General features: G+C 70.5%; 15 protein-coding genes. 5 read left to right on the plus strand and 10 right to left on the minus strand.

The genetic code is table 11. The features are described 5' to 3' along the window. The first annotated feature begins 26 nt into the window (after nucleotides 1-26). The 4 genes from ACTOQ2_RS06240 to ACTOQ2_RS06255 all read left to right on the plus strand — a co-directional run bounded on the left by ACTOQ2_RS06240 (nucleotide 27) and on the right by ACTOQ2_RS06255 (nucleotide 3,974). Complete coding sequence (locus tag ACTOQ2_RS06240; RefSeq protein ID WP_440098761.1) at nucleotides 27-809, plus strand: ABC transporter permease; 783 nt, start codon at nucleotides 27-29, stop codon at nucleotides 807-809. After that, nucleotides 767-2,131, plus strand: a complete 1,365-nt coding sequence (locus tag ACTOQ2_RS06245) for a sensor histidine kinase (protein ID WP_440098762.1) — start codon at nucleotides 767-769, stop codon at nucleotides 2,129-2,131. Before ACTOQ2_RS06240 ends, ACTOQ2_RS06245 begins: the two co-directional genes overlap by 43 nt. A gap of 3 nt (nucleotides 2,132-2,134) precedes the next feature. Next, complete coding sequence (locus ACTOQ2_RS06250; protein ID WP_440087258.1) at nucleotides 2,135-2,758, plus strand: response regulator; 624 nt, start codon at nucleotides 2,135-2,137, stop codon at nucleotides 2,756-2,758. A 610-nt stretch (nucleotides 2,759-3,368) separates the two neighbouring features. Next, nucleotides 3,369-3,974, plus strand: a complete 606-nt coding sequence (locus tag ACTOQ2_RS06255) for a TetR/AcrR family transcriptional regulator (protein ID WP_440098763.1) — start codon at nucleotides 3,369-3,371, stop codon at nucleotides 3,972-3,974. 93 nt (nucleotides 3,975-4,067) lie between these two features. On the opposite strand, the gene ACTOQ2_RS06260 is transcribed toward ACTOQ2_RS06255, so the two are convergent. From ACTOQ2_RS06260 to ACTOQ2_RS06285, 6 genes are all read right to left on the minus strand, one after another. Then, on the minus strand, nucleotides 4,068-4,385 hold the full coding sequence (locus tag ACTOQ2_RS06260; protein WP_362679943.1) for an STAS domain-containing protein: 318 nt from the start codon (nucleotides 4,383-4,385) through the stop codon (nucleotides 4,068-4,070). A 194-nt stretch (nucleotides 4,386-4,579) separates the two neighbouring features. Next, nucleotides 4,580-5,173 carry a response regulator gene (locus ACTOQ2_RS06265; protein ID WP_440098764.1) on the minus strand — a complete coding sequence of 198 codons (594 nt, stop codon included), beginning with the start codon at nucleotides 5,171-5,173 and terminating at the stop codon, nucleotides 4,580-4,582. Nucleotides 5,174-5,240: 67 nt separating this feature from the next. After that, the gene (locus tag ACTOQ2_RS06270; RefSeq protein ID WP_440098765.1) at nucleotides 5,241-6,371 is read right to left on the minus strand and encodes a sensor histidine kinase; all 1,131 of its coding nucleotides are present in this window, start codon (nucleotides 6,369-6,371) and stop codon (nucleotides 5,241-5,243) included. A gap of 148 nt (nucleotides 6,372-6,519) precedes the next feature. Beyond that, the gene (locus ACTOQ2_RS06275; protein WP_440099073.1) at nucleotides 6,520-7,317 is read right to left on the minus strand and encodes an ABC transporter permease; all 798 of its coding nucleotides are present in this window, start codon (nucleotides 7,315-7,317) and stop codon (nucleotides 6,520-6,522) included. A gap of 2 nt (nucleotides 7,318-7,319) precedes the next feature. Beyond that, on the minus strand, nucleotides 7,320-8,474 hold the full coding sequence (locus ACTOQ2_RS06280) for an ABC transporter ATP-binding protein (protein WP_440098766.1): 1,155 nt from the start codon (nucleotides 8,472-8,474) through the stop codon (nucleotides 7,320-7,322). A gap of 95 nt (nucleotides 8,475-8,569) precedes the next feature. Continuing rightward, nucleotides 8,570-11,752 carry a S41 family peptidase gene (locus ACTOQ2_RS06285; protein ID WP_440098767.1) on the minus strand — a complete coding sequence of 1,061 codons (3,183 nt, stop codon included), beginning with the start codon at nucleotides 11,750-11,752 and terminating at the stop codon, nucleotides 8,570-8,572. 65 nt (nucleotides 11,753-11,817) lie between these two features. On the opposite strand from ACTOQ2_RS06285, the gene ACTOQ2_RS06290 reads away from it, so the two are divergent. Further along, nucleotides 11,818-12,408, plus strand: coding sequence for a cob(I)yrinic acid a,c-diamide adenosyltransferase (locus ACTOQ2_RS06290; protein ID WP_440098768.1), 591 nt, complete (start codon nucleotides 11,818-11,820; stop codon nucleotides 12,406-12,408). A gap of 149 nt (nucleotides 12,409-12,557) precedes the next feature. Here ACTOQ2_RS06290 and ACTOQ2_RS06295 read toward each other — a convergent pair whose 3' ends face one another. The 4 genes from ACTOQ2_RS06295 to ACTOQ2_RS06310 all read right to left on the minus strand — a co-directional run bounded on the left by ACTOQ2_RS06295 (nucleotide 12,558) and on the right by ACTOQ2_RS06310 (nucleotide 15,820). Further along, on the minus strand, nucleotides 12,558-12,968 hold the full coding sequence (locus tag ACTOQ2_RS06295; protein WP_344744681.1) for a DUF2550 domain-containing protein: 411 nt from the start codon (nucleotides 12,966-12,968) through the stop codon (nucleotides 12,558-12,560). Nucleotides 12,969-13,012: 44 nt separating this feature from the next. Further along, nucleotides 13,013-13,420, minus strand: coding sequence for a F0F1 ATP synthase subunit epsilon (locus tag ACTOQ2_RS06300; protein WP_440087246.1), 408 nt, complete (start codon nucleotides 13,418-13,420; stop codon nucleotides 13,013-13,015). 68 nt (nucleotides 13,421-13,488) lie between these two features. Next, nucleotides 13,489-14,916, minus strand: coding sequence for a F0F1 ATP synthase subunit beta (gene atpD / locus ACTOQ2_RS06305; RefSeq protein WP_440071832.1), 1,428 nt, complete (start codon nucleotides 14,914-14,916; stop codon nucleotides 13,489-13,491). Nucleotide 14,917: 1 nt separating this feature from the next. Then, nucleotides 14,918-15,820 carry a F0F1 ATP synthase subunit gamma gene (locus tag ACTOQ2_RS06310; protein ID WP_440098769.1) on the minus strand — a complete coding sequence of 301 codons (903 nt, stop codon included), beginning with the start codon at nucleotides 15,818-15,820 and terminating at the stop codon, nucleotides 14,918-14,920. Between the last annotated feature and the right edge of the window lies 1 nt (nucleotide 15,821).

The following is a 15,821-nucleotide window of genomic DNA, read 5'->3' on the forward strand; positions in this document are numbered from 1 at the left end:
CCGCAACTGCCGGGCAACCCTCCGTGATGCGACTGGGGCTGTCACGGATGGTCCTCGAGAACAGGATGTTCTTCCGCGAGCGGGACGCGGTGATCTTCACCTTCGCCCTCCCGATCATCATGCTGGTGCTCTTCGGCTCGATCTTCTCCAGCGAGATGGAGGGAACCGGCCTGACCGTCTCCCAGCTCTACGTGGCCGGGCTCATCGGGACCGCCGCGATGACGGGGTTCCAGAACCTCGGCATCAACGTCGCGATGGACCGCGACGACGGCACCCTCAAACGGCTGGCGAGCACCCCGCTGCCCCGCACCTCCTACTTCATCGGCAAGGCCCTCAACACCCTGTTCGTCTCCTTCCTGCAGGTCGTCATCCTGCTGGCCATCGGGGTCGCGCTGTTCGGCCTGGACCTGCCGTCGGAGGCGTCCAGGTGGGTGACCTTCACCTGGGTGTTCGTGCTCGGCGTGGCCGGCTCGTCCCTGCTCGGGGTCGCGATCAGCAGCCTGCCCAGGTCGGCCAAGAGCGCCAGCGCGGTGATCGCGATGCCGTTCGTGGTGCTGCAGTTCATCTCCGGGGTGTTCATCCCCATCGGGCAGCTGCCGGCCTGGCTGGTGAACGTCGCCTCGATCTTCCCGCTCAAGTGGATGTGCCAGGGCTTCCGGTCGGTCTTCCTGGGTGACGCCGGTGTCACGCTCGAGGTCGCGAACTCGTACGAACTCGACCGGGTCGCCCTGATTCTGGGAGCCTGGGCGATCGGAGGACTGCTGCTGTGCCTGATGACGTTCCGCTGGAAGAGCCGCCGAGACGGATGAGCCGCGACGGCCACACCGAGCCTCCCGCCCGGGGGGCCGGTGCCCACGCCTGGGAGTCCCTGCGCGTCTGGGAGGTGCTCCTGGTGCTCGGGCTCCTCCCGCCCATCTGGGTCGCGCTCACCGTCGACGCGCCCGTGGCCGAGAAGGTGATCGTGGCGGGCTGCCTGGCCGCGATCCTGCCGCTCTACGTCCTGCTGGGCCGCCCGGCGATCGTCGCCGGCGACCGGCTGCGGGGGGCGATCTACATCGCCCTGCTGATCGCGCTGTTCACTCCCCCGGGGCTCACCGCGTCGTACGTGACGTTCGCCCTGTTCGGCCTGTGCCCGCAGTGCTTCATCGTCTTCCGCGTCAAGCAGGCGATAGTCGCCATGATCGCGCTGAACCTCTCCCCGATGATCCGCTACCTGTTCCTGCAGGAGAATCCGGAGCCGTTCAACTTCCTGGTGGTCGTCATGACCATCGTCCTCTTCTCCTCCACGTTCGGCTTCTGGATCGAGCGGATCACCACGCAGAGCGAGGAGCGGGCCGCGCTCATCGAGGAGCTGGAGAGCAGCCGGGCCGAGATAGCCAGGCTCTCGGCCGAGCGCGGGGCACAGGCCGAGCGCGAGCGGCTCGCCGGGGAGATCCACGACACCCTGGCGCAGGGCTTCACCAGCATCATCATGCTGATCCAGGCGGCCGAGGCGCAGCCGGACCCGTCCCGTCATCTGGCGCTGGCCGTCCAGACGGCACGGGAGAACCTGACCGAGGCCCGCCTGCTGGTCACCACGCTGAGCCCGGCCCCCCTGAACGACTCGACGCTGGACGAGGCGCTGCGGCGGCTGACGAACCGGCTCGGCGAGGAGACGGACCTGTCCGGCGGGTTCGAGGTGCACGGGGAGTCCCGGCCGCTGAGCGCTCCGGTCGAGGTGGTGCTCGTCCGCGCCGCCCAGGAGGGCCTGGCCAACGTGCGCAAGCACGCGGCCGCGGAGTCCGTCACGGTCTCGATCGCCTACGGCGACGGCTCCGTGCGGCTGGAGGTACGCGACGACGGACGCGGTTTCGAGCCGCTCGGCGGCCAGGGGTACGGCCTGCGGGGCATGCGCGCCCGCGTGGAGCAGGTCGGCGGGACCCTCACGGTGACGGGACTCCCCGGCGGGGGGACGGCACTCGAAGTGGTGGTCCCCACCGGCCGGCCCGCCCTTCCCGCCGACGGCGACCCCCTGGAGCCGACCGGCGCCCCCACCGATCCGCCCGTCCTCCCCGCCGACGACCCCCCGGACCCGCCCGGCGCCCACGGCGACCGGGCCGGTCAAACCGGCCAGCCCACTCAGAGGGTGTGACACATGCTTCGCGTGATGATCGTCGACGATCACCCGGTGGTCCGCGAGGGCCTTCGGGGCATGCTGGAGGCCGACCCCGGGATCACGGTGGTGGGTGAGGCGGCGTCCGGGGACGAGGCCGTCGTACGGGCCGGGGAGCTCGCACCGGACGTGATCCTGATGGACCTGCGCATGCCGGACGGGGACGGGGTGAGCGCCACTTCGCGCATCCTCACCGGGCGGCCGGAGAGCCGGGTGGTCGTGCTGACCACCTACGAGACCGACGCCGACATCGTACGGGCGGTCGAGGCCGGTGCGGCGGGGTATCTGCTGAAGGACACCTCCAGGGCCGACCTGCTGGCCGCGATCCGCTCGGCGGCGCGCGGGGAGACCGTGCTGTCGCCGTCGGTGGCGACCAGGCTGGTCACCCGGATGCGGGCTCCGGTCGCCGAGTCGCTGTCGCCACGCGAGACGGAGGTGCTCTCCCTGGTCGCCGGGGGGCTGACCAACGCGGAGATCGGCAGGGCCCTCTTCATCAGCGAGACCACGGTGAAGACCCATCTGCTGCGTGTCTTCGGCAAGCTCGGCGTCTCCGACCGCACCGCCGCCGTGACCACGGCCCTGGACCGGGGCCTGCTCACCCGCTAGCGCGGTGACCGCACGCGTCGGCCTCGGCGATCGCGCAGCTGGTCGCCACCGTCGGAGGCATCGCCTGTGATGTCATCCACGTCCTCGTCGAGTGCGCCGACGCGAGGTCACCCCTTGAGGTGCAGGGCGAGCTGGATCCGGTCGGGCAGGAGCCCGCGCCCCGCCGACGCAGAACTCCACTCCCGCCTGTGACGGCCGTCCGGCCTCTGCACCGCTGCCCGCCGGTCCTCGATAACACCGGTACCGGCGGGACCGAGGACCGGCGGGCCAGGGGCGAGCGGGACCGAGACCCGGCCGGGCCGGGAACGAGCAAGACCGATGACGGGCGGAGCCGGGAACGAGGGGCGCCGATGACCGGCGGAACCGGGTTTTCCCGCTCCGGCCGGAATGGACCTCACCTCGTTCGCGCGAAGTTCGCGCGAACGGCAGGACCTTGACCGACTACTCAGACTTGTCACCTTCTTGCACCGGGGATGTAAGCAATAACACAACAACCCTTCCGCAAAAAGGATCTTGCACCCATAATGGTTGATTCCGGGGGCCAGAACCATGAGGTGGAAGTGATAAAGCGAGTATCTGTCAACCTCGCACTGACCTGCGGGAGCTTGACATGAATGGACGGTCCTACCGGGGAATGTCGGCGGAGGAGCGGCTGGCGGAACGTCGGGAGCGCCTCGTCTCCGCGGCGTACACCCTTTACGCCGATCCCGGATTCCCGGAAACGACGATCGAGAGATTGTGCGCCGCGGCACGCATCTCCAATCGCGCCTTCTACGAGTGTTTCTCGGGTCGCGAGGAGCTGATGCAGACCGTGTACGACCGGTGCGTGCGCGAGACGCTGGAGGCGATGTCGAAAGCCATCGACCAGGCCCCCGACACCCTGGCCTCCCGGGTCAAGACAGGGGTCACCAGCTACATCAACTTCGTCACCGGCGACCGGCGCCGCGCGCGGATCATGCATCTGGAGGTGCGCCGGGCGGGCGACTGCCTCACCACCTCCAGGCAGTCGGCCGTCTCGGCCTTCATCAAAACGATCGAGTCGAACGTCGCCGACCTGCCGGAGGCCACGAAGGCCAACCAGCGCCTCCTCGCGCTGGGCATGATCGGAGCGGTCCAGGAACTGCTCATCGAGTGGGTCCTGGCCGACGACCCGCCTCCGGTCAGCAGCCTGATCGACACCGCCACGCACATCTTCCACAGGTCCTTCGTGACCTGACGCCTGCGGGAGACGCTTGACGGGCCCGTCGGGCCCGTCCCACGATATGTTCCGGCGCCGCCGTCGCCCCCGAAGCTCCGGCGGCCGTCCGGATCAGGCCACCGCGGCCACGGGAAGCTCGACGGTGAGGACCCGGTTTAGCCGGGTCACCGCCAGCACCCGCATGACCCTCGGCGGCACCCCCCTCAGGATGAGCCGGCGTTCCGCGCCCACGGCGCGGCGATGCGTGCCCACCAGCACCCCGAGACCGGTGGCATCGATCATTTCCAGCCTGGAAAGATCTACGATCAGGTCGCCGTGCCCGGAGTCGACCGCCTCGTGCAGCCGCGGGCGCACTCGGGCGACGGTTCCGACGTCGAGACGATTCCCGACGCCGACCACTTGAGCCCGGGGGTTACCAGGGACGCGCATGCCTCCTCCTCACGCCTGGCCGCCGAGGAACAGCGGCCCGGCACAACGGCGGTGCGTCGCCATGGCCATCCGATCACGCACCGCGTTCGTACGATGTCGCAGCGTACAAGAAGGTGCGAACCTCCTTCGCTCCTGATGCCGACCGTCTGACGAACATGTGAGTTCCTTGCCCGAATCAAGTGAGAAAACGCGGTTTAAAGCCAACCTTTTTGTTGAGCCGATCGGATCGCGGTGATCCGGTTGGTCGCGCCCAGTTTGGTGATGGCGCTGGACAGGTAGTTGCGTACGGTGCCCTGGGTGAGGTGGAGCGCGGCGGCGATCTCGGCGACCGAGGCCCCCTGAGCGGCCAGCTCCAGGGCGCCACGCTCGCGCTCGGTGAGGGGGCTCTCCCCCGCCATCATCGCCGAGGCGGCCATCTCCGGGTCGAGGTAGCGCCCGCCCGCGTGGACCTTGCGGATCGCCGTCGCCAACTCGTCGGCGGAGGCGTCCTTGGGGATGAAGCCGCGCGCCCCGGCCGCGAGCGCCCTCCTCAGGTGTCCCGGCCGCCCGAAGCTGGTCAGCATCAGCACCGCGTGGCCCGGCAGCGTCTCGGCGACGCTCAGCCCGTCCATCCCCGGCATCTCGATGTCCAGGACGACCACGTCGGGCCGGTGCTCCATCACGGCCGCCGCCACCAGGTCCCCCCTGGCCACCTCGGCCACCACCTCGACATCCGGCTCCAGGCCGAGCAGGGTGGCGATCGCCTTCCTGACCAGGTGCTCGTCGTCGGCCAGCAGTACCCGGATCACCGCGCCACCCCCGCCGGAGCGCTCGCCCCGGCCGAAGAGCCCGGCACCGCGGTCATCGTCTGGACCATCATTGTCCCCCCAGCGGAACCGTCGCCCGCAGCCTGAACTCCCCGGGGCCTCCGGGTCCCGCCGTGACGGTTCCGCCGATGGCGGCGACCCGCTCCGACAGCCCGATGAGGCCGGTACCGCCCCGGCCCTCCACCCCTTCCACCCCGTCGTTCGTCATCGTCAACACGACACTTCCCTCGCGGACGGTGATCACGATGAGACACTCGGTCGCGGAGCTGTGCCGCAGCACGTTGGTGGTGCCCTCCCTGACCACCCAGGCCAGCAGGGTGGCCACCCCCTCGGGTACCTGGTCGCGCGGCGCCCGCAGCGTGCAGCGGATGCCGCCCGCCTCCAGCACCGCGGTCATCGCGCGCAGCTCCGCGGCGAGGTCGACCGTCCGGTAGCCGCGTACCGCCGTGCGGATCTCCTTGAGCGTCTGCCGCGCCAGGATCCGTACCTCGTCCATCTCCCCCGCCGCCCGCGCGGCGTCCACCCCCGACAGCTTGGCGGCCACCTCGCTCTTGACGGCGATCGCGGAGAGGCTGTGGCCGACCAGGTCGTGCAGGTCGCGGGAGAAGCGCAGCCGCTCCTCGGTGACCGCCAGCCTGGCCTGCGCCTCCTTGCCCTCCTCCGCGGCTCTCACCACCTGCCAGAACCGGAGCTGGAGCCGGTTGGCCCACGGTGCCGTCGCGGACACCCCGAGGTAGGCGCCGAGGGCGGGAAAGACTCCCTCCCGATGCGGCGACAGGAACATGTCGGCGAACCCGGGACCGGGATCGACGCTCGGAGACGCGAGAAGCAGGCTGACGGCGATCGCCGCGGCAGTGGCGGCGATCGCGGCGGGCCTGCCCAGTAGCAGCACGGCACCCGACGCCCAGGCCGGGCCGAGCAGCCCCCAGGACCAGGGGTCGCCGTCCTGGGTCAGCAGGAGGATCACCGCGACCACGGCCGAGGCGACGATCTCACCTCTCGCGGTGGTCCCGGCCACGGCCGCCTGGAGGATTCGCACGTACAGAACGCTGAAGACCAGCAGGCCCGGCACCCCGACTGCCAGCAGCGAGAGCCGGGACTGCCCGTCCGGGTCCCCCAGCGTGCTGAGAGGGCCGACCCAGGCCAGAACGAGGCCCAGAGTCAGGGAGAGCACGGTCATCCGTCGGAGCCCCTGGACGGGGGATCGCTGCTTCCTCCGGGGAAGCACGCGGGAAAACCGGGAAAATCGGGAAAGCACGGAGGGGATGAGGCGCGCGAAGCGCCTCATCCCTTTTAGAGCAGTATCAGCTGACATGTCGTGATGAAGGCTAACCGTGCCGGGGTTCCCAGCGGAACAGCCACCGGGCCAGCACCCCGGCCACCGCGATCCAGACCAGCAGGATCGCGAAGGAGGGCAGCGCGGCAGCCCACTGCCCGCCCATGCTCAGCGCCGCCCCGCCCCCGGAGACGTGGTCCCCGCCCAGGAAGGCGGTGCGTGCGATCTCCACGACCGGGGTCGCGGGGAGCAGGGCGGAGACGTCGCCCAGCACGCCGGGCAGCGTGTCGGCGGGGAACGCGATCGGGGCGCCGACCAGCACGAGCAGGAGCACCGGCAGCACCGTGATCTGGGCGAGCTCCGCGTTGGGCGTGAGGCCCGAGAAGGCGGCGGCGAGCAGGCAGAACAGCGCGACCCCCAGGACGGCGACAGTCACGAGCATCGGCACGTTGGCCACCGTGACCCCCTCGGACCGCTGCATCCAGACGGCCAGGAGTGCCACCTGGGCGAGATAGAGCACGAGCGCCCCGAGGGCACTGCCGGCGAGGATCGCCGGGCCCGACGGCTGGCCGGCGCGCAGCCGCTTGAGCACCAGTTCCTCGCGTCGGGCGGTGAAGGAGTTCACCAGGTTGACGAAGACCGCGAACACCAGGATCAACCCCGGCAGCCCGGCCAGGACGAACAGTTTCCCGGCCACGCCGTCGATCTTCTCGGCTCCGACGGCCTGGGTGTAGACCCAGGCCATCAGGAGCGGCAGCAGGAGCACGTTGAACAGGACCGTGGTGTTCCTGCTCACCAGGGTCAGGTCGATCCTCGCGAGCCTCATCGCGTGCAGCACGTCGGTTCTCATGGTCACTCGCCCCTTCTCGCCGGTCCTGCCGCCATCGGCCCTTCGCCGGCCTCCCGGGCCGCTCCATCCGCTCCGGTCGCTCCGGCTTTCTCCCCGTCCACCGACATCTCCCCGGCCACGCGCATGAAGGCGTCCTCCAGGGTCCCCCGGCGGACGGCCAGCCGCTCCAGGGTCTCGCCGCGCGCGTCGGCCCAGGCCAGGAGCTGCCGTACCGCCGTGTGCGCGCGGGCCTCGGCCCGTGCTCCGTTCAGAATGTAGGCGACCTCCGTGTCGCCCGTGTCGCCGCCGTAGGTCAGCACGGGGGCCACGCCGTCCAGCGCGGGAAGATCACCGAAGGCCCAGGAGATGCCCGGAAGGCGGAAGGAGATCCGGTCGCCCGACCCGGCCACCACCTCCTCGACGGTGCCCTGAAGGTGGATCCGGCCCTCGTGCATGATCGCCAGCCGGTTGGCGAGGTGCTCGGCCTCCTCCAGGTAGTGGGTGGTGAGCAGCACCGTGGTGCCGCCCGCCCGCAGGTCCTCGATCACCTTCCAGGTGGCACGGCGCGCCTCGGGGTCCATGCCGGTGGTCGGCTCGTCAAGGAAGAGCACCTCCGGCCGGGAGATCACCGCCAGCGCGAGGTCGAGCCTGCGCCGCTGGCCGCCGGAGAGCTGCCGCACCCTGGTCCTGGCCTTCCTGCCCAGCCCCGCCGCCTCCAGGGCGTCCGTGGTCCGCGGATCCGTGCCCCTGTGCCGGCCGAGGAAGGAGGACGCCCCGGAGGGACGGGCGGGGGTGTCCCCGCGGCCCGCGTCCTGGCTCAGCCCCTCCCACAGGCCGATGGTCTCGGCGACCGTGAGGTCACCGAGGAAACCCCCTTCCTGCAGCATGATCCCCACGCGGGGCCGCAGCCGTCGCCGCTGCCCGACCGGGTCGAGCCCGAGCACGCGGACGCTGCCGCCGGTGGGGGCACGGAAACCCTCCAGGACCTCCACGGTGGTGGTCTTGCCGGCGCCGTTCGTGCCGAGCAGGGCGAACAGCTCGCCCCTCGGGACCGTGAAGGAGACGCCGCGCACCGCCTCGAAGTCGCCGTACGCCTGCCGGAGCCCGCCGACCTCGATCACGTTGTCGAGGCCGGCGGTCGCGGCGCCGGCCGGATCCGTCGCCTGTGGTGTTCTCATGGGGACAATCGTCGTCGCCCCGCGTTTGACCAGGTAGTCGCCGATATCATCGGAAAGGCAGTGATCCTTAATGTGTTCCGGATGACAAATGTCAACTACGGGCGGGGCGGTAGCGCGGGACGCCGGCGGGACGGCCGGGTGGCGGGGTCGGGCGGGGTCGCCGCCGGACGCTCGGCCAGCGCGGCCAGCGCGAGCCGTACCGCCTCCTCGATCTGCGGGTCCCTGTCCTGCGCCCAGTCGCCGGGGGCGATGTCGACCTCGACGTCCGGATCGACGCCGTAGTTCTCCACGCCCCAGCCCAGCTCCTCGAACCAGAAGGAGTACTTGGGCACGGTGATGCGCGAGCCGTCGACCAGGCGGTGGGCGTCCTCGATGCCGATGACGCCTCCCCAGGTCCGGGTGCCCACCACGGGCCCGAGCTTGTGGATCTTGAAGGCCGCGGTGACGATGTCGCCGTCGGATCCGGCGTTCTGGTCGGTGATCGCGACCAGCGGGCCGCGCGGCGCGTCCTCGGGGTAGGTGATCGGCGTCATGCCCCGGGGCAGGTCCCAGGCGATGACCCGGCGGATCAGCTTCTCGATGACCAGCTCGGAGGTGTGGCCGCCCCGGTTCCCCCGCACGTCCACCACCAGCCCCTCGAAGGTCATCTCCCTGCGCAGGTCGCGGTGGAACTGTGCCCAGCCTTCGGCCACCATGTCCGGGATGTGCAGGTAGCCGAGGCGTCCGCCGCCGAACTCCCTGACGCGCGCCCGGTTTCCGGCCACCCAGTGCTGGTAGCGCAGGCGCCGGTCGTCGCGGAGCGGCGTGACGACCACCCGACGGCCACCGTCCAGGGTAAGTTCGACCGGCTTGTCGGCGGCGCCGACCAGCAACCGCGCGGGCCCCTCGGGCGGCACCGGGCGGCCGTCGACCGCGAGCAGCGCCTCCCCCGGCTGCACGCTCGCCCCCGGCCCGGCCAGCGGCGAGCGGGCGTGCACGTCGGAGGACTCGGCGGGCAGCACCCGGTCCACCCGCCAGCGGCCGTCGTCGCCCCTGGAGAGGTCGGCGCCGAGCAGCCCGATCGGCTCGGAGGCCGGATGGCCCCAGGGAGCGGCGTCGACGTAGGCGTGCGAGCTGCCCAGCTCGCCCGCGACCTCCCAGAGCAGGTCGGCGAAGTCGTCGGCGGTGGCGACCCGGTCCACCAGCGGCCGGTACTCCTCCAGCACGGCCTCCCACTCGACGTCGGCCATGTCCTCGACCCAGAAGTCGGCGCGCATCCGGCGGCCCAGCTGGGCGTAGGCGTGCCGCCGCAGCGCCCGGGGGTCGGCGGTGATCCGGATCCTGGACAGGTCGACGGCCGTGTCGTCGCCGTTCTTGCCCCCCTGCTTTCCCCCGGCCGGGCGGACCGTGAGCGTGTTCTTGTCGCTGACGACGAGCTGCGTACCGTCACCGCTCACCCGGTACCAGTCGAGCTTGTCGACCACTTCCTCCCACTTGCGCTTGACCAGGTCGTAGCGGTCCAGCGCCGGACGGGGCGCCTCGCCCCCCACCTCGTCCCTGTCCTCGCCGAGCTCCCCGGCCAGCGGCTCCCGCAGCCAGACGAACCCGCCCTTGACCGCCCGCAGGTCCGAGTAGCGGCCCTCGGGCACCGGCACCTGCACGACCCTGGTGGCGATGCCCTCCAGGTCCACGGTGATCGCGCCGTCGTCCTTCTTGCCGTCGTCGTCGCCGGATCCCGGGCCCGAGCCCGCGTCGGCGGCCCGCCCCGCGGAGCTGGGCGCGAACGGGGACGGCGTGGACGCGGACAGCGGCACCAGGTAGGGCCGGTAGCCGAAGGGGAAGGACATGTCGAAGGAGTGCGCGTCGTAGACCGGGTCGAAGCCGCGTCGCGACAGGAACGCCAGATAGTCCCCCGCGAACGCGGGTGAGATGTCCACGAACCGGCCGTCGGTGACGTCGGTCACGCTGCGGTCCGCCACCCTGGCCAGCCTGATCCTGCGCAGCTGCGGGCCGTCCGGGTGCGACCAGGCCAGCCAGGCCGAGTCGGACGACCAGGTGAGGCCGTTGATCTCCCCGTCTGCCCTGGACAGCTCCACGGCCTCGCCCGAGGCCACGTCGACCAGGAGCAGCCGCCCGTTCCTGCTGGTCACCGCGATCGTGTTCCCGTCGGGCGCGACGGCGAGGTCCCCGACCTCGCCCAGCGCGCCCACGGCGATCCTGCGGCTCTCCCCGCCCCCCGCCGGGGCGATCTCCAGTCCCTGCGTCTCGCCGTCGTCGAAGACCCACACCACGCGGTCGTCACCGAGGATGCGGGGCCGCCCCGCCGACAGGCCGTCGCTGAGCTGCCGCGCCGGGCCGTCCCGGTGGGTCACCCAGTGCACTGATCCCTGGACCTCCACCGCGCTGGCCCGCCCGGTCGCGTCCACGGCCAGGTCGTGCAGCCGCCTGCTCGCGTTGACCTGGTACGGCTGCCGCCCGCGCAGCGGGGAGCCCGGGGTGACGTCGAGCTTGCGGGCCTCGGCGTCGAGACCGTCCAGGAGATAGAGGTCTCCGGCGTTCTGGTAGACGATCCGGGTCCCGTCGGTGGTGGCGTGCCGGGCGTAGAAGACGTCGTGGTCGGTGTGGCGGCGCAGGCCGCCACCGTCCGGCTCGCAGGAGTAGAGGTTGCCGACGCCCTCGTGGTCGGAGACGAAGACGAGCCGCCCCCCGACAAGCATCGGGTTGGCGAGGTGGCCGTTGAGGTCGGCCAGGATCCGGGTGAAGTCACCGTCACCGCGCCGCACCCACAGTCGGCCCGCCGTGCCGCCCCGGTAGCGCTTCCAGGTCGCCGGATCGCGGGGAAGCCCCCCGGTGAGCAGCGCCACTGTGTCTTCCGGGTCCACCGTGACCGACAGGTCGTTGACCGGGCCGTACGGCAACCGCTCGACGCGTCCCTCCCCGAGCACGTAGGCCCAGGTCTGCGAGACGAACGGCCTGCCGGTCGCGCTGATCGCGAGAATCCCGCCGTCCGGCGTCCAGCCGCGGGTACGGGTCCGCGCGTCTCCCCAGTAGGTCAGCCGCTCCGCCGAACCGGATTCCAGATCCGCCAGGTAGACCTCGGGAGCGCCGTCGCGGACGCTGGTCCAGGCGACCTTGGTGCCGTCGGGTGAGAGGCGGGGATGACCCGCGGGAGCCCGGTCCGAGGAGAGGCGCCACGCCCGGCCGCCGTCCGCCGGGGCCGCCCAGACGTCGTCGTCGGCGACGAAGGTCAGCGTCTCGTGGGAGATGTGAGGGAATCGCAGGTAGAAACCAGAAACCATCGACAAATCATATTGTCCACTATCGGGTTGATCGGGAGAGTTTTTTGGCCGATACGCTGAGCCACATGACGCGAGCTGACAGAGACAAACCGGTGGTGCTCTCGAAGATCTACACCCGTACCGGGGACGACGGCACGACCGCGCTCGGCGACATGAGCCGCACCCGCAAGACCGATCCGCGCCTGGCCGCCTACGCGGACGTCGAGGAGGCCAACGCGGCGATCGGCGTGGCCCTCGCCGCGGGGACCCTGGAGGCGGACGTCACCGCCGTCCTCGGCCGGATCCAGAACGAGCTGTTCGACGTCGGGGCCGACCTGTGCGCCCCGCTCGTGGAGAACCCCGAGTTCCCGCCGCTGCGGGTCGAGCCCTCCTACGTCGACTGGCTGGAGGCCCGGTGCGACGAGTTCAACGAGCGTCTCACGCCGCTGCGCAGCTTCATCCTGCCCGGCGGCACCCCGGCCGTGGCCGCGCTCCACGTCGCCAGGACCGTGGTCCGGCGGGCCGAGCGGACCGTCTGGTCGGCGCTGGAGGCCCACGACGACGTCAACCCGCTGACCGCGAGGTACCTCAACCGGCTGAGCGACCTGATGTTCATCCTCTGCCGGGTGGCCGCGGACGGCGACGAGATCCTCTGGAAGCCCGGCGGCACCCGCTGAGGACGAGACTCCGAGGCCCGGGGCACCCGCCGAGGACGGCTCCGGAACCGCGGCGGCACCCGCTGAGAGCCCTGTGGAAGCCCGGCGGCACCCGCTGAGGAAAAGGATCCCCCAAGGCCCTGCGCGCCCGCCGGGAAGGTGAGGAGGGCTCAGGCGACGTCGAGGTAGGCGCTGGGCGGGGCGGACTCCAGCCAGGCGACGAAACCGGTCAGGGCGCGGTATCCCATGGCGAGCTCGAAGGCGTCCTGCCCGTTGCGGCACTCGATCGCCGTCACACCCTCGATGAACCCGAAGAACTCACCGGACCCGACCCTGCGGCGCCCGGAAACGACAAGGCCGCGCCTCACGATGACGTGGCGCGGCCTTGGAAGCAGACCTATGAGCGGGATCCAGTTGAGGTGGCCGTCGGCGTAGCGGGCCACCCCTACCCGCCAGCCTCGCTCCTTCGACAGGGAGCGCAGGCAACAGAGCACCGATCCCCGGGAGCGGGTCAGTATCAGAACCCGGAGTCCCAGGAGGGCGACGAGCAGCCCCAGCACGATGAGAACATCCACCACCATGTCTGCTCGCCCCCCAAAAGCGCGTACAGCCTAAGAAGCAGAATTTATCCGACTTCTTCCCCGGCCGCGCGCAACCGGGCCCTGGCACGCTTGGCCTCCGCGACCGCGTCCGCGTTCTCCTGGTCGGACTCGACCGAGGCCTGAGCCCGCTCCAGAGCGCTCTTCGCGCGGGCGACGTCGACCTCGGAGCCCAGCTCGGCCAGCTCGGCCAGGATGGACACCTCGTCGTCGGCCACCGAGAGGAATCCTCCGTGGACGGCGGCGACGAGGTCGGCTTCGCCGTCGCCTCGCTTGATCTTCAGCAGGCCGCCCTCGACGAGAACGCCGAGCACGGGCGCGTGCTTAGGCATGATACCGATCTCGCCGTCGACGGTCTTGGCAATCACCATGTCGGCCTCACCGGACCAGATCTCACGCTCCGGGGAGACGACGCCTACTCGCAGCTTCGCCACTTTCTCTCCAGTTCCTTATCGAACCAGGCGCCGGTACGGCCGCGTGACCGTACCGGCGCCGAAGGCGACTAGCGGGCGAGTTCCTTGGCCTTGGCCACGGCCTGGTCGATGCCGCCGACCATGAAGAACGCCTGCTCGGGCAGGTGGTCGTAGTCGCCGGCGCACAGGCCCTTGAACGAGGCGATGGTCTCGTCCAGCGGGACGTTCTCACCGGGCTGGCCGGTGAACGCCTCGGCGGCGTACATCGGGTGCGACAGGAAGCGCTCGATGCGACGGGCCCGGTTGACGGTGACCTTGTCCTCTTCCGAGAGCTCGTCGATACCGAGGATCGCGATGATGTCCTGCAGTTCCTTGTACTTCTGCAGGATCCGCTTGGTCTCCTGGGCCACGCGGTAGTGCTCCTCGCCCACGATCAGCGGGTCGAGGATCCGCGAGGTGGAGTCGAGCGGGTCCACCGCGGGGTAGATGCCCTTCTCCGAGATCGGCCGCGACAGAACGGTCTGCGCGTCGAGGTGCGCGAACGCGTTGTGCGGGGCCGGGTCGGTGATGTCGTCCGCGGGGACGTAGATCGCCTGCATGGAGGTGATCGAGTGACCGCGGGTCGAGGTGATGCGCTCCTGGAGGACACCCATCTCGTCGGCCAGGGTCGGCTGGTAACCCACCGCGGACGGCATGCGGCCGAGCAGGGTGGACACCTCGGAACCGGCCTGGGTGAACCGGAAGATGTTGTCGATGAACAGCAGCACGTCCTGCTTCTGGACGTCACGGAAGTACTCCGCCATGGTCAGGGCGGAGAGCGCGACGCGCAGACGGGTGCCCGGGGGCTCGTCCATCTGGCCGAAGACGAGGGCGGTGTCCTTGAGGACGTTCGCCTCCTCCATCTCCAGCCAGAGGTCGTTGCCCTCACGGGTGCGCTCGCCGACGCCGGCGAACACCGAGGTGCCACCGAAGTTGCGGGCGACCCGGCGGATCATCTCCTGGATCAGAACGGTCTTGCCCACGCCCGCGCCGCCGAACAGGCCGATCTTGCCACCCTGCACGTACGGGGTGAGCAGGTCGATGACCTTGATGCCGGTGGTCAGCATCTCGGTGCGCGACTCGAGGGTGTCGAAGGCGGGCGACGGGCGGTGGATGCCCCAGCGCTCGGTGATCTGGAGCGAGGAGGTCTCGACGTCCAGCGACTCGCCGAGGGTGCTCCACACGTGGCCCTTGACGACGTCGCCGACGGGAACCGAGATGGCCGCGCCGGTGTCGGTCACCGGGGCGCCACGGGTGAGGCCGTCGGTGGGCTGCATGGAGATCGCGCGGACGAGGTTGTCACCCAGGTGCTGGGCGACCTCCAGGGTGAGGACCTTGGCCTCGCCCTGCAGCTCGACGTCCACCTTGAGGGCGTTGTAGATCTCGGGCATCGCCTCGACGGGGAACTCCACGTCGACGACGGGACCGGTGACCCGCGCGACGCGGCCCACGCCGGTCTCAACAGTCTGTGCAGTCATTTCACTCTTTCCCCGCTGCGGAGTCGGCCAGCGCGTTCGCGCCACCGACGATCTCGCTGATTTCCTGGGTGATCTCGGCCTGGCGGACCTGGTTCATCTGCTGGGTGAACACGCGGATGAGCTCGTTGGCGTTGTCGGTGGCCGACTTCATGGCCCGGCGGCGCGAGGCCTCCTCCGAGGCCGCCGACTGGAGCAGCGCGGTGAAGATGCGCGACTCCACGTAACGCGGCAGCAGCGTGTCGAGGACCTCGCCCGCGGTGGGCTCGAACTCGAAATACGGCAGCGGCGTGTCGGACGGGTCCTCGGCGGTCTCCTCGACCTCCAGCGGAAGGATCCGCTTGACCACGACCTCCTGCGTCAGCATCGAGACGAACTCGGTGGAGACGATGTGGATCTCGTCCACCCCGTTGTCGGCCGAGAAGGCCTCGATCAGCGCGCCGGCGACCTCCTTGGCGTCGGAGTAGGCGGGCTTACGGGAGAATCCCGTCCACTGCCCGCCCATCTCACGGTTGCGGAAGGTGTGCCAGGCGACGCCCTTGCGGCCCGTCACGTAGGGCACGGGCTCGACGCCCCTGTCCCGCAGCAGGTTGCCGAGCGCCTCCGCCTCGCGAAGGATGTTGGCGTTGAAGCCGCCGCAGAAACCGCTGTCGCTGGTGACGATCAGGACGGCGGCCTTGACGGGCTGCTCCTTGGCCACCGTCAGCGGGTGGTCGGTGGTGGAGGTGTTGCTGACCACGCCCGTGACGGCGCGGGTGATCTCGCGCTCGTACGGCACGGCGGCCTGCATCCGCTGCTGAGCCTTGACGATGCGGGACGAGGCGATGAGCTCCTGGGCGCGGGTGATCTTCGCCGTGGACTTGACCGACTTGATCCGCCGCCGCAGCAGTCTTAGCTGGGCACCCATC

The sequence above is a fragment of the Streptosporangium sp. H16 genome, from assembly GCF_051918855.1.
Lineage (GTDB): Bacteria > Actinomycetota > Actinomycetes > Streptosporangiales > Streptosporangiaceae > Streptosporangium.